The organism is Nitrospirota bacterium, from assembly GCA_015233895.1.
Classification (GTDB): Bacteria; Nitrospirota; Thermodesulfovibrionia; order Thermodesulfovibrionales; family Magnetobacteriaceae; genus Magnetomonas.
Map to the genome: position 1 here is coordinate 346,614 of JADFXG010000001.1, position 14,473 is coordinate 361,086.

14 protein-coding genes are annotated in these 14,473 nt (G+C 40.5%); 3 read left to right on the plus strand and 11 right to left on the minus strand.

The features are described from left to right. Positions 1 to 56: 56 nt before the first annotated feature. From HQK88_01520 to HQK88_01545, 6 genes are all read right to left on the minus strand, one after another. Positions 57 to 674, minus strand: a complete 618-nt coding sequence (locus tag HQK88_01520) for a molybdenum cofactor guanylyltransferase (GenBank protein ID MBF0615476.1) — start codon at positions 672 to 674, stop codon at positions 57 to 59. A gap of 30 nt (positions 675 to 704) precedes the next feature. Beyond that, on the minus strand, positions 705 to 2,792 hold the full coding sequence (locus tag HQK88_01525; GenBank protein MBF0615477.1) for a tetratricopeptide repeat protein: 2,088 nt from the start codon (positions 2,790 to 2,792) through the stop codon (positions 705 to 707). 223 nt (positions 2,793 to 3,015) lie between these two features. Then, positions 3,016 to 5,109, minus strand: coding sequence for a tetratricopeptide repeat protein (locus HQK88_01530; GenBank protein ID MBF0615478.1), 2,094 nt, complete (start codon positions 5,107 to 5,109; stop codon positions 3,016 to 3,018). 71 nt (positions 5,110 to 5,180) lie between these two features. Then, positions 5,181 to 5,354: a hypothetical protein gene (locus HQK88_01535; GenBank protein MBF0615479.1), complete on the minus strand. Its 174-nt coding sequence runs from the start codon at positions 5,352 to 5,354 to the stop codon at positions 5,181 to 5,183. Positions 5,355 to 5,424: 70 nt separating this feature from the next. Beyond that, complete coding sequence (locus tag HQK88_01540) at positions 5,425 to 6,432, minus strand: glycosyltransferase family 2 protein (protein ID MBF0615480.1); 1,008 nt, start codon at positions 6,430 to 6,432, stop codon at positions 5,425 to 5,427. Then, positions 6,426 to 7,376, minus strand: coding sequence for a glycosyltransferase family 2 protein (locus HQK88_01545; GenBank protein ID MBF0615481.1), 951 nt, complete (start codon positions 7,374 to 7,376; stop codon positions 6,426 to 6,428). Before HQK88_01545 ends, HQK88_01540 begins: the two co-directional genes overlap by 7 nt. Before the next feature lie 105 nt (positions 7,377 to 7,481). On the opposite strand from HQK88_01545, the gene HQK88_01550 reads away from it, so the two are divergent. Beyond that, entirely contained in the window at positions 7,482 to 7,646 is a 165-nt protein-coding gene (locus HQK88_01550) for a hypothetical protein (GenBank protein MBF0615482.1), read from the plus strand. 25 nt (positions 7,647 to 7,671) lie between these two features. On the opposite strand, the gene tsaD is transcribed toward HQK88_01550, so the two are convergent. Next, a complete protein-coding gene (gene tsaD, locus HQK88_01555) occupies positions 7,672 to 8,670 on the minus strand; it encodes a tRNA (adenosine(37)-N6)-threonylcarbamoyltransferase complex transferase subunit TsaD (protein ID MBF0615483.1) in 999 nt (332 codons plus the stop codon). Positions 8,671 to 8,695: 25 nt separating this feature from the next. Further along, the gene (locus HQK88_01560) at positions 8,696 to 9,523 is read right to left on the minus strand and encodes a hypothetical protein (protein MBF0615484.1); all 828 of its coding nucleotides are present in this window, start codon (positions 9,521 to 9,523) and stop codon (positions 8,696 to 8,698) included. 139 nt (positions 9,524 to 9,662) lie between these two features. Here HQK88_01560 and HQK88_01565 point away from each other — a divergent pair, with 139 nt between their 5' ends. Next, positions 9,663 to 11,189 carry a hypothetical protein gene (locus HQK88_01565; GenBank protein ID MBF0615485.1) on the plus strand — a complete coding sequence of 509 codons (1,527 nt, stop codon included), beginning with the start codon at positions 9,663 to 9,665 and terminating at the stop codon, positions 11,187 to 11,189. 82 nt (positions 11,190 to 11,271) lie between these two features. Here the strand turns inward: HQK88_01565 and HQK88_01570 are convergent, their stop codons facing one another. The 3 genes from HQK88_01570 to wbaP form a co-directional block, all read right to left on the minus strand. Then, a complete protein-coding gene (locus HQK88_01570) occupies positions 11,272 to 11,553 on the minus strand; it encodes a hypothetical protein (GenBank protein MBF0615486.1) in 282 nt (93 codons plus the stop codon). Positions 11,554 to 11,827: 274 nt separating this feature from the next. Beyond that, positions 11,828 to 12,439 (minus strand): outer membrane lipoprotein carrier protein LolA, encoded by a 612-nt coding sequence (locus HQK88_01575; GenBank protein ID MBF0615487.1) that lies wholly within the window; start codon positions 12,437 to 12,439, stop codon positions 11,828 to 11,830. Beyond that, on the minus strand, positions 12,440 to 13,861 hold the full coding sequence (wbaP, locus tag HQK88_01580) for an undecaprenyl-phosphate galactose phosphotransferase WbaP (protein MBF0615488.1): 1,422 nt from the start codon (positions 13,859 to 13,861) through the stop codon (positions 12,440 to 12,442). A gap of 312 nt (positions 13,862 to 14,173) precedes the next feature. On the opposite strand from wbaP, the gene HQK88_01585 reads away from it, so the two are divergent. Further along, complete coding sequence (locus HQK88_01585; GenBank protein ID MBF0615489.1) at positions 14,174 to 14,467, plus strand: acylphosphatase; 294 nt, start codon at positions 14,174 to 14,176, stop codon at positions 14,465 to 14,467. Positions 14,468 to 14,473: the final 6 nt, after the last annotated feature.

Genomic DNA, 14,473 nt, shown 5'->3' on the forward strand with positions numbered 1-14,473 from the left:
ACCTCCTTTTCTTAATACGGCCGGGGTGGCTCACCCCTTGTTTATTATACTCTATTTCAAAGACAATCCTCAATTTCTTTCAGGTTTTCTAATGTGTTTATATTTATAAAACAATTATTTTTACAATTACCCACTGTAAAATCCGACCCATCAATGTACTTAGTATTTATCTCTTTTAATAAAATTTTCAAGGACTTTTGTCCGCCCTTAAGAGATTTTTCCATGACAGGCAAGACAGCCTTATTATAAATGGCAAAAAGCGGCTCAGGCACTCCCTCACATAACGGTACAACAGCATCAAAATCAGGATTGTCATGTGCGTAGCGAATCATCAGTTCCACAGCCTCTTTTTCAATAAAAGGCATATCACAGGCAGCCACAAACATATTATCATAGTTGCAGTTTAACAGACACGAAAAAATACCGGTCATAGGTCCCCTTATATCATAAACGTCTCCAATTAGCGCAACAGGTTTGTGTTCATAAAGCGGTGCAATAGAAAAATATATTTCAGGATTGTTTGTACTTAACAAGACCTCTGTAAAACACTCATTGAATAGTCTTAGTGTTTTCTCCATGATGGTTGTGCCGCCGATTTTTATGAGCCCTTTAGGATATGGAAAGCGGCTGTTTTCACCGCCAGACAGTAGTGCACCGGCCATCTTATGAGTCACTTGTAAAAAACCTCCCTCAGATATTAATAATCACTTAAGAAGCCCAAGGTTATAAGCAGCCTCCTCGTAATTGGGTTTTAGTCTAAGAGCCTCTTCATATTGTATCTTTGCCTCAGCAACTCTGCCCACACGAGCAAAGGCTGTGCCCAAATTATTATGTGCTTCTGCAAAATCTGGTTTCAGTTTAACTGCAAGTGTGTATTGCGCCACAGCATCGTTGAGGTTTCCTGTTTCATCGTAGCAATTTCCGAGGTTATTGTGAGCCTCGGCAAAATCAGGTTTCAGTGCTATCGCCCTCTGATAGTGGCTTATGGCTTCAGGGAAACGTCTGAGTTTAAAGTACAGATTCCCCAGATTATTATAAGTTGCCTCATACAAGGGGTCAATGCGTACAGCTTTTTCAAAGTCGTTTAAAGCTATATCAAACCGGCCCTCTGCCGCATATAACAGAGCATCATTATTGATGGCTTCAACAAAGTCAGGCTTCAGGGCCAGCGCTAAAGCATAGTATTTATGCGCTTTTGTGTTTTCTCCCTGTTTCTTAAAGAGAGTGCCTACATTATTGAGAGCCTCAGGGAAATTAGGTTTCAATTTTATAGCCTCAAGGTAGTACTTTTCAGCTAAAGCGTTATTTCCGAGTTTTTCGTAAGCTCTGCCCATATTATAATATGCACCAAAATATGACGGCATCAACCTCAGGGCTATTTCATATTCCTTGATGGCTTTCTCAAAATCTCCCCTTAGAAGATAAGCATTTCCAAGGCTGTTGTGCGGGCGAACTTTAAGGGGACTCTTTTTTGCTGCATCCTCCCAAATCAATACTCCATCTTGCCACAATGAATTCCTCTTATAAGTTAAAACACCTAATAAGACCAACAGAATCAACGCCAAAACACCAGATACGTTATAAGTATTTTTTTTCATTTTTTCCGACAGAAAAATTAAACCGGCTGAAAAAGACATTAAAAAACCTATTGACGGTAAATACAGTCTATGTTCAAAAATAACGTCTGCAATAGGAATTACAGATGATTCTGGCAGAAGGGTTATAAAAAACCAAAATATTCCAAAACTAATGAGTCTTATTACAGGATTTCTCCCTGATTTTTTAAATAGATAAAATGAAAATAAAACAATACCTGAAAGAAATAAAAAAGAGAAAAATACCTGTGGATTGAAGAGAGTCTTATAGACTGGGAAATCGTAATCAAAATTTTGTCCAACAGGCACAAAAAGAAGCCTTATATAACTCACAATAACCCTGAACTGGGTTAACAGATAGTGTTTAGAGGTGATCACTCCGTGGCTTCCGATAAAGAGGTTTTCACTGAGAAGTGACTCATCGGAATGTCTGGCATTACTACTCAGAATAGTCAACGGAACGATGAGAGTCAACAAGAGAAACGGCAAGACATTGAATATTTTCCTTTTAATACTGCCGCCAAAAAAAACAGTGTCAATTAAAAAAATTAAAAGAGGAATAATAACAGCTAATTCCTTTGTTTTTATTGAAAGCAGCATAAAAAAAAGAGGCAGCACATAACCCATAAACACTTTAGGCCGGTTATAGTTATTTAATCTTGCCCTGATGTAAAAAAACAGAGAAAGCAAACAAAAAAAAGCAGCCAGAGATGAGAACCGTTGAACTATATAAGTAATTGACTGAGTTTCAATCGGATGTAAACCAAAAAATAGGGCGGAAAGGAAGGGTAAAAAACTAAAATCAGTTCTGCACTCATGTATTTCTTCTTTAGAAAAGTAAGGTGTCTTTAATATAATCTTTAGCAAAAAAAATACTAAAACAGTGTTTAAAATATGAATTGCTACATTTGTTATGTGGTATGCTTTGACATCAGTACCTGAGAAGTGATAGTTTATACCAAAAGACAGATAACCTATAAAACGTGACCTGAATTCCGTCTCCATGTTGCCTTGACCAACACGGAGCGGATTTAAAAAATTTCTGTAATCCTTAATTATGTTATTGTCAGTAATATTTACAAAATCATCAAGCATAAACGGTACATTGAAGGTGTTAGAATAGGCAAGAAATACAAGAGACACCAGTGCTAGTACCTGAATATAGACGTTTTGCGTAAACCTTACACCAAGCCGCATTCAATCGCCTAATTTTGTTGGCATCGTCTAAAACTCCTCAACGTCTCCCCTAAAAGGGGAATCCCCTGTAAGGGGAGGCGTCGTTTTCTCCTTGCCGCCAAGGGGAATCCCCTTGGGGACGCTTCTGACTGCTACTTGGTATTACAATTTCAGAGAAAACATTCATTGTAACGATATTGTACTTTTTATTGGAAACTTTTTTCCATATGGCATCCTGTGATAGTTATCGCTTAAGAAGTCCAAGGTTATAAGCGGCCTCCCCGTAATTTGGTTTTAATTTGAGCGCCTCATCATATTGCTGCCTTGCCTCAGAGACTCTTCCCACACGGGCATAGGCCGTTCCAAGATTATTATGAGCCTCGGCAAAGTCGGGTTTTAGTCTAACAGCAAGAGTGTATTGAGTTATAGCTTCTGTAAGGTCTCCTGTTTCATCATAACAATTTCCGAGGTTATTATGAGCCTCGGCAAAATCAGGGTTCAGTACTATCGCCCTCTGATAGTGGCTTATGGCTTCAGGAAAACGTCTGAGTTTAAAGTATAAATTCCCAAGGTTATTATAAGTTGCCTCATACGAGGGGTCAACTCGTAAAGCCTTCTGGTATCGTTGCATAGCTGCATCAAATTTTCCGGCAGATTCGTACATCTGGCCGATATTGTTAATTGCCTCAGGAAAATCAGGTTTCAATGCAACAGCCTTTGAGTAATATGAAAAAGCAAGTGGTTTGTCTCCTCTTTTTTCATAGATACCAGCAAGATTGTTAAATGCCTCGGCAAAGTCAGGTTTTAACCTTATAGACTCTACATATTGTTTTTCTGCCAAATCAGTTCTTTTTAACTTCTCATACGCCTTACCAAGGTTGTATCTTGCCTCGTAGTACACAGGCTTTAACCTTACAGCTTCAATGTATTCTTTAAGGGCGGCATCAATTTGTCCGTTAGCAAACAGTGCGTTGCCAAAATTATTGTGAGGACGGGCTTTCCCCGGGCTTTTTAGCGCCGTATCCTGCCAAAGAGTTACACTGTTGCCCCATACTGAATTTCTCTTGTAAGTTAACACCAAAAGTATTAAGGTTATTACGGCTGTCAATATGATTAAATATTTTTTAAGGCCAGAGTTTTTCCTTTCCAACTTTGCCGTCAAATATGAGACCCCCATAAGCACCGTCAGAAACAACCCAACAGAGGGTAAATACAATCTGTGTTCAAAGATTACGTCCGCTATAGGTATGACTGAGGATTCAACTGAGAGAGCCAGAAAAAACCATAAAATACCAAATCCTGCCAATTTTGCTATCGGATGGGATTTTGATATTTTATACAAGTAGAGAGCAAATAAGAAAATCCCCAAAAGCAGCAAAAACGAAAGCAGAACTCTCAGGTTAAAAAAACTCTTAAAAACAGGAAAATCATAATCAAGGTTTTGCCCAATTGGTAAACACAAGAGCTTCAGATACCTGACAATAACAGGAAATTGCGTACGGAGATAGTCGCCGCGTGAGATTTCATCGTAACTTACAACTGATAAGCTCTCAGCTAAAGCCCCTCCGGTTTTAGCTGAACCACCGTACAAAGTTAATGGAATTATTATAAGAGTTAAATAAAATGGGAAAAGGTTTTTAAGTTTTCTTTTGAAATTATCAGTAAAAAACGAAAACTCTATGAGAGTAAGCATAAAGGGCAGGGTAAATGCAGTTTCTTTGGTCTTCATAGCGAGCACTGCGGAAATGGCAGAAAGCGCATAATAAAAGAAACGTTTCTTAGATGTGCTGACTCTCGCAGTAATGTATAAAACCACTGCTGCGAGATAAAAAAGTGAGCAGAGGGAGGTTAGCCTCTGAACTATGTATGTAACTGCCTGTGTTTGAACCGGATGCAGAGCAAAAACCATTGCCGTCAGAAACGGTAAATATTTGTAAGCAGCGATGTCTTTGCAGTTATCAGAAAAGAGTGGCGTATTGAGTAATAACTTTACCAAAATAAGTACAAGCAATGAATTAACCATATGCACGGCAATATTAAACACGTGGTAGCTAAAAACATCAGCGCCAGAAATCCAATAGTTGAGGGCAAACGTGAAGTATCCGGCAAAGCGTGATTTAAACCCATACTCCATAGTCCCTGAACCTATAGCAAAAGGGTTAATGAAATTCCTGTAGTCTTTAATCAGAGCATTGTTTATGATGTTACCGGCATCATCCATCTGAAAAGGAACGTTGAGGGTGTTTGAATAGGCAGCAAACGCCAGTGTTAATATTAAAACAGCCTGAAGTGTTTTATTTCTTTTTAGTTTTTCTGATATGTTTTTCATGCCGTTCATATTTAATCTCAAATTTGACTTAAAAAGGTTAATGTAAGAAGCAAGGTATTTTCACGTTTCATCTTACTATATCAAAACAAACCGATTACGACATAATACACAGCAGATGATACAAGCCCGCCCACAGTGGATGATAAAAACATCGCAAGCCCTCTGCCCATCCCATTTCTTACAAAAACCACGTTAAGCCATATAAATGATATAGAGCCGGTTATAAAAGCCAATATAAAAGCCGTTGTTGACATAACCTTTGGTCTCAGACGCATCCTTTGTAGAAATAACTGTCTGCTATTATATAGAGTTAAATTTTAAATTTCAATCCTTTAAAATCAGCTCTGACGCTGACACCTCGTGTTTTTTCAAAAGACGTGAAAACTCTGAAGCTGAAATCCTTTTCTTTATAAAAAACCTCTTGGTCAACATTAAAGGAATTTTCAGTATTGCTACACCATATGCCTTTAAAAACATTAGAACCATGGCTGAGGCACTCGCTCCCTCGGCAAACCTTGCAGTGCTTCCTCTTTTGGTTATAATGGAATATGCCTGATATAAATATCGCTTAAAAGTGTAAAAAGGCGAGCCGATTATAAATTCCAGAGGGAAATTTTTAACTGCTACCCAAATCCGGTTTCTTTCAACAAGAAACGCCTTAAACAGGGAATATTTACCTCCGGTTTCGGAATACTTGTGGTACACCACGGCATCCGGACTGTACACAGCGCCCCAGCCGGCAATCCTGCATCTTAGTCCCAAATCCACATCCTCGCAGTAGGCAAAGAAATCCTCATCAAGAAGGCCAATATCATCAAGCATTTTCCGCCTTATGAGGCAGGCACAGCCGCTTGGATAAAGGATTTCGGTTCTGTCGTCATACTGCCCCGCATCGGTCTCTCCTCTGCCCCTTTGACGTCCTATGCCATCAGGATAAATTAACATTCCTGTAGAGTCTATTGTTGTTTTATCAAGTAGAATTTTAGAGGCCACCATCCCAGTTTCTTCCTCACTGTTCATTACTTCAAAAAGGGCGGAAAGCCATTGAGGGGAGACCTCTGTGTCGTTATTTAAGAGTGCGATAAAGGGGCTTTCTGAGGCTTTAATCGCAGCATTACAGGCATGTGAAAAACCGGTGTTTTCATTAAAGGAAATCAGTCTTATTTCTGGAAAGTTTTCCTTAATAAAATCGACTGAGCCGTCAGTTGAGCCGTTATCCACAACAATTGTCTCAAAACTTTTGTAAGTCTGGTTTCTCAGAGAGTTAAGGCAATCACCAAGATACACAAGCCCATTGTAGTTAGGAATTATCACTGTGATGTTTTTCAACATCGTCTCTTTGGCACTGATGAGATGTCAATGTTTATGGCCTGAAGGAGCATTTGAAATGATACGATAATTGGCAACGCTGTAAGCATTATAGTGCCGGGAGAGCGGATAAGTCCGGTAAGGGATGACTGTACCCATTCATAAAGCCCCAAAGATACGCCAAACAGAAACATTGGAATCCCTAAAAGCATATACACAGAGGCCATATTGAAATCATAGATGAAATATTTAAATAAAATCCTCTTTAAAAAACCAGACATTAGTTTAGACGGGAAACTCAGAAGCACTTTTGCAATACTGAGTGAGCTTCTCTCATCCCCATACTTTGCAGGAATGTTGACATCAGCTACGACAGCGTTTATGATGTTTAAATTTATCAACATACTGGATTCAAAAAAGTATCCTACGGATATTTTTTCAAGATCAAGTTTTTTCAGAGTTTCGGAGGATATTGCGGTGTAGCCGTTTGTGGGGTCGGCAAGGTTCCAATACCCGGATGTTAACTTAACAGCAAAAGACAGAGCGCTGTTACCAAAAAGACGAATAAAGGGCATAGCTTTAAGCGCTTTGAAATTGAAAAATCTGTTACCTTTTGAGTAATCTGCAGAGTCCTCTATTATGGGAGCAATCAAATCTTTCAGATAAGCGGGATTCATTTGGCCATCGCCGTCCATTTTAACGATAACCGTGCAATTAAGCTGCAACGCCTTTTTATAACCCTCAATAACGGCGCCGCCTACACCCATGTTTTTAGCATTATAAAGTACGCTGACCCGTGTATCAGCTGCCGACTCGGCAGCTTTACCGGAGTTTTCCGGGCAACAGTCATCCACAACAATAATCTCAGAAACCTCGGCAGGAATGGTTGTTAACACCTCACAGATATAATGGCTGACCTTGTAGGCCGGAATTACAACGGCAACTTTATGTGCGTGCACATTTCTCATACTGTGTTGATATTTTACATTTAAGCCACATATTTTGCCATTACTCTGTTTATAAAAAATGATTAATCTGTTATTATATGTCAGATGTAATGAGATGTTCACATATTGAGAAAACATTTAATTGACGTGGCAAAACAATGTACAGAGGGATCAGGCATGACAACAGAGTCAATACCGATACCTAAAATTCCCGACTGCCCATACTGTGGAGACAGATTTGAGAGCCCAGGTGAGCTGTTTGACCATGTGCTGACTTATCACAGTTGTTGAGGGCAGGACTAACCGCAGTTTGCGGTTATTGGTTTATTGGTAAATAAGCTTTAGGGTTAAGGGTCAAATCTGAGGATGCTCCCTGTCTGAAATAGTAGTCACCAACAAGGCCAATCATTGCGGCATTATCGGTACAGTGTTCTTTAGGCGGCATAAGTATCCGCATGTTTTTAAGTGACAGCAGCCGCTCCCTCAGTCTCTCGTTTGCAGCTACCCCGCCAGATATAGTAAGCGTGTTAATTCCATGAATTTCAGCAGCCCACAGTAACTTTGTAATAATCGTATCTGTCACAGCAGCCTGAAACGATGCGCATATATCCTCTGTTGATATGTTACTGTTGTGTAGCAGGTGGTTTCTAACAGAGGTCTTAAGGCCGCTAAAGCTGAAATCAAGTGTGCCTTTTATCAGGGACCTTGGGAAATTAACTGCTTTTGGATTTCCAATCCTCGCTAACTTATCAATAAGCGGGCCTCCGGGATAATCAAGCCCAAGCATTTTTGCCACTTTGTCATAAGCCTCACCCGCAGCATCATCCCGAGTGCGGCCTATCTCCTCGTAAGCACCCATAGCGCGTACTAAGTAGAGGCTGGTGTGTCCGCCCGATACGACAAGTGATATGTGCGGGAAAACCGGTTCATGGGTTAAAAAAACAGAACATATATGTCCCTCAAGGTGATTTACCCCAATAAGGGGCAGGTTTAATGCATAGGCCATAGCTTTTGCAAATGATGTTCCAACTATAAGACAGCCAATGAGTCCCGGACCACAACAAACGGCTATTGCCGATAACTGGCTAAACTCTGTGTTGGATTGCTCCATGGCAAGCTTTACGGTAGGCCAAATCATCTCCGTGTGCCTTCTTGAGGCCGCCTCCGGTACCACTCCACCGTAGAGGCTGTGTATCTCTCCCTGTCCATAAACTATGCTTGATAAAATACTTCGCCCGTTGCGTATGACTGCTGCCGAGGTATCGTCACAGGATGTGTCTATGGCAAGAATCAGAGAGTCAGTGTCTGATTGCATAAATTAGCTATTGTTTCCTTGCGTTTTACACGCTTTTTCCCAAAAACTCCTTCAATTCATCTATTGAACCGGCTTTTTTGATCAGGTTTTTAAACTCCTCTAATTTATCTACAGAGTTTATAGCTCTAACAATATTCATCAGCTCAAGTCCAGCTAAACCATATTTGAGCTCCAGTCCTAACTCAATCCCCTCAAGCAACCCCTCCTGTTTTCCTTCAAGCAACCCCTCTTGATAAATATCACTCTCTCTCACATCAATCGTTATAGGCATTTTAGTTACCTCCATTTTAACTTTAGGATATAATTTCCGTAAATCAGAAAGAATAAGCAACTTTCTGATATAACTTTCTCTTTCTTTGGGCGATAGTAACGAAGTAAGTTTATCAAGAATACTTCTTATTGTGACGTCCACATCATTGGTGTTACAAAGTATCGCTAATACAATATCTTCAGGACTATCGCTGGCTATAAGCTGGCTGCAATCAATCTCCCGGATATCAACCACTTTGTAGGAGTATTTTATATACTCGTTTTCCATATGATTTTGCATGTTCAGAGGCGCACTACCGACATAAAGCAATATTTGTATCGGTAATATCTTATGTTGGTTAAAGATGAACCCTGAATATAGATAGAACCGTTGTAGCATATTGTTTTCATTTCTGCCTTGCACCTCAGTATGTATCAGTTTTCCATCAGGAACCTCCATCACCAAATCAGGCTCCCTTAATTGGATATCCGGGAACTGGACATCTATAAATTTACACGTATCATACCCAGTGAGAATTTTTAGAAATACTTTTGGCATATCCTTCAAAATGTCTTTCAACGTAACATCATACTTTTGGTGCACTTTTGCCTCTCCCTATTATTTATAATCATACTATTATAACACAGCGATTAAATGAAAATTTTCCCCCCGCACATACTTTTTTGCTTGACTTTTTTTTAATATGTGCTTTACTATGTCACAAAAGGCAGGGAGGTGTTGAGTGACGATGTTTTATGGTTCAATCAAAAAGTGTGCATTTATGAGAAAGTTCATAATATTATTAATATGCAGCGTTTTTTTATTTGTTTTTAGTAGTAATTCATTTGCAGATATCGGTGGTATCGGTATCGATACAACCACAACAGCTTCAACCACAACAGCACCAACCACCTCAACGACAACAGCGTCAACAACTACCACAACGAGAGCCACAACTACCACGACAGCAGGCACAACCACAGCATCAACAACGACTACTGCATCAACTACTACGACAACGGCATCAGGGACTACTTCATCCGGTTACACTTGGACTGCGAGAACAGGTGCAGGCAGTAGAAATTGGCAAGGAGTAGCATCCTCTTCTGATGGATCAAAACTTGCTGCTGCAGTTAATAGTGGTTATATTTATACCTCAACAGATTCAGGTGCAACATGGGTAGCACAAACAAGTGCTGGAAGCAGAAGTTGGTATCCTATAGCGTCATCGTCAGATGGATCAAAACTCGCTGCAGGGGAGTTCGGAGGTTATATTTATACATCAACAGATTCTGGTGCAACATGGACGGCGCAAACTAATGCTGGTATCGGGTATTGGTGGAGTATAGCGATGTCATTGGATGGGACAAAACTCGCTGCTGGAGTCAAAGGTCCGGGATATATTTATACCTCAACAGATTCAGGTGCTACCTGGACTGAGAGAACAGGTGCTGGTTATAGATATTGGACCGGTATAACATCGTCATCAGATGGGTCAAAACTTGCTGCTCACGCTGGTATTGGTGGGTCATACATATATACCTCAACAGATTCAGGTGCTACATGGACAGAACGAACAAATGCTGGTTATAGATATTGGCAATCAATAGCAGGATCATCGGATGGGAAAAAGCTCGTTGCCGGAGTAGGCGGTGGTGGTGATGGTTTCACTGGTTATATTTATACCTCAACAGATTCAGGCGCTACATGGACAGAACGAACAAATGCTGGTAGCAGAAATTGGTGGTCAATAACATCATCATCAGATGGATCAAATCTCGCTGCAGGGAATTTCTCGGAATATATTTATACCTCAACAGATTCTGGTGCTACATGGACTGCACAAACTGGTGCTGGTAGCAGAAATTGGTACGGAATAGCTTCATCATCAGATGGTACTAAAATAGTCACTGAAGTTGCTTATGGCTATATCTACACTGGTGTATCCTCATCACTCACACATACACTTACAGCGCCGACAACAACAGCAGTCTATCGTGGTGGTAATTTAGGGCCATATTCCTCAACCGTTATTAATAGCTCAAGTTCTACCTATTACATGTACGCTTATGTTTATACACCAAGCGGGACATGGCTTGCTCTAAATAGCGGTATAACTATATCATCGGGACAAACATTGTCTGCAAGCAATCTATATTCGTATGTTCCATACGGTGCTGAAACTGGTACCTATTATTATTTTGAAATAATTTATGATACAAGCTGGAATACTTACGAGTATAAGTATTTCACTTATACTGTCTATTGATACAAGGGAATTTTTAAAAGAAAACGTATTAATCCGCAGATGGACGCAGATGAAAAAAACAATCTGCGGATAAAATCTTTTCCTACACGCTCTTTCCCAAAAACTCCTTCAATTCATCCACGGAACCAGCTTTCTTGATGAGATTTTTAAACTCCTCTAATTTATCTACAGAGTTTATAGCTCTAACAATATTCATCAGCTCAAGTCCAGCTAAACCATATTTGAGCTCCAGTCCTAACTCAATCCCCTCAAGCAGCCCATCACGTTTACCCTCAAACAGCCCCTCCTGTTTACCCTTAAGCAATCCCTTCTCCTCAGCTTCCTTATAAATATCGCTATCGGCAAAATCAATCGTTATAGGCATTTTCTCCACCTCCAGTTTTACTTTATACCGAGTTGCAATCTAAACTATAATATAAAGAGGAGATTACTACGTCGCTACGCTCCTCGTAATGACGGATAATTCCGCCCATACACAACCCACGCCGTCATTGCGAACCCCCGAATGGGGTCCCAGGGGTATCCCCTATGGGGAGGGCAATCTCCTCTTTTGAGCGCAACTTGGTATTAGTATATATCCTTCAATAAATCCTTTAATGTAATGTCATATTTCTGGTGCATATCCTCTGCCCTTGTTATTAGTTATCTATTATGGAAAGCCCGGAGGGCGGAGTAAACTTAAACAAAGAATCCTCTAATCCGGTGTTTATTCTTACGCCTGACAAAGTAAGCTCAACCACGTTTTCATTTTTATCATAAACCACTATTTTTTTGATTGGAAACCCCTCCTTTGACGGATAAATATCAAAATACCGGAGATTGAAATTCGACTGTTTTGGTGTAAATCTTATGACACCGTCTTTTTCCTCAACATTATAATTTGTCTGGACATCCTTAAAACCCCTTAAAAGCGCAAGCGGTGTCTGGCCGATTGTCCTTTCATCATATTTTGACCGGAATGCCTGAGCATTTTTTTTCTGATAAATTATCAATTCCCCCTCATTTATATAAACCTCCTGACTCTCATTGCCCTCATACCGCCAGGACATCCGCTTCGGTGGTTTTATATAAAAGCTCCCACTATATGTCAGTTCCTTTTCCAAATCCTTTAACTTGCTTAGTTGAACAAAACTCCCCCTTATGTCTTTTACCGATTCATAGTAGTCCTTAATCACAGAGACAAACGGTTTAGCAGCAAACGCAGTTGATGACGTGATTAACAGAATAAAAACTATCAATATTTTTTTCATTTAGCTGACCCCTTTCATAGAAAGAACCACCTTTATGGTTCTCAATAGTATAAAAACATCAAGCCACAGTGACCAGTTCATTATGTACCAGATGTCAAGCCTTATCCTGTTTTCGTAAGTGGTGTTGTTTCGGCCTGAGACTTGCCAAAGGCCGGTTATTCCGGGAGCAACTGTGGTTATGGCATCAAGATGGTCTTTTATGGCATCCATCTCTCTTAATAAGTACGGACGTGGGCCAACTAAACTCATACTCCCCCCTAATACATTAAAAATCTGCGGCAGTTCGTCCAGGGAGGTTTTTCTTAAAAACGCTCCTATACGAGTAATCCGCGGGTCATTTGGAAGTTTCCAGTACTTTTCCCACTTCTCCCTAAGCTCCTGATTGCTGTTTAGAAGCTCGGTAAGAAGATCCTCAGAGTCCTTAACCATCGTTCTGAACTTATAACATCTGAACACTTTACCGTTTTTACCTATTCTTTCGTGCGAATAGATGACTGGCCCCGCTGACTGTAACTTTATAGCTATACCAAATGCCGTCATAAGCACAAGCACAAAAGGCATAAGCGCAAGGCTTACGATGAGGTCAAACACTCTCTTAAGTACCCTGTTAACGATATACTTCAGGTTGTTTCTCACCTTAAGCAAAAATATCTCCTCATAGAACAAATGCATAAGCTCGGTGTTTAACAACGCTACGCCATAGAGATTTGGTACTATCAGGGTGTTTTTTACTTTTTGTTGTATTTCAAACGCCATTGCGGATGTTAACTCAGGGCCCAAAGACGGCATTGCTATTATGATTGTGTTAATCTTAAGTTCCCTTACAAATTTAGTGTAATGCCTGACTGAGCCAAAGACTTTTTTCCCGTCAATAAAAGTGCCTATTTTTTCCGTGTCATCATCAAGATATCCTATCACGTCATAGCCAATATGGGTTTCTCTGGCAAGCCATTTTGAGATTAGTTTTCCGGTCTTCCCGGCTCCAAGCACAAGGACTTTTTCCTTGCATATGCCGATTTGAAACAACAGCTTTTTACCGTATAGATGAAACACAGGGTAAACAAAAAAAGAAAATAACCACAAACATACCAGCACAGGCCGTGAGACGAGACCCGGGATCCGCCCCAGAGTAACCACTGCCATAAGCACTACAAAGGCCAGGGTTATGGCATGAAAGAGTTTCTTGTTTTCATCCCAAAACGTTGTCCTTGCAGTGTATATCTGCTGATTAGCTATAAAAAACACAAAAATGGCAGGTATCCACCACAATCGGAGATAGTAGTGAAAGCTATAGTTTGGTGTTTTAAATGTAAAAAAAAAGGGTAACAGATTTTCCCTAACATGCCACGACAGATATACAGAGCTGTAGTAGGCAGCAAGGTCAATCAAAATCAGTGAACAGACCTGTATGAACTTTTTCATTTTACCTTTCCATTAAAAACATTTTCCTATTTTACCTTTCGAGTGCTGGAAAAAGAAAGAAGCGGTTTTACCACATGCTTAAATGGGTTGCTGATACCAAGTAGTAGTCTAAAATATAATATTAAAGAGGAGATTACCACGTCGCTAACGCTCCTCGTAATGACGGACAGGGACGTCCATGTACAGTCCCCCACGCCGTCATTGCGAACCCCCGCAGGGGGTGTGGCAATCTCATCTTTGTCGTTTTATCTTTGAACGCAACTCGGTATGAGTGAGAAATTTTTATAAGTATTTTGCTATAATCGCCATATAATGGGTCAAAAGGGGCAGGGGCATAAACGGGCACACCTGACAATTGAGGGCAGGGTGCAGGGGGTGTGTTTCAGGGCATTTACGGCTGAGACTGCCCGCAGGGAGGGTGTGCGCGGATGGGTCAGAAATCTGGCCGGTGGCGATGTCGAGGCACTCTTTGAGGGACCGGAAACTGCCGTGGCAAAGGTGGTAGCCGCCTGTTATAAGGGGCCTCCCGGCGCTCTTGTAACCAATGTCAAGTTAACGTGGCAGGAGTATAAGGGAGATTTTGAAACTTTTTCCATCAGATACTGACACGGT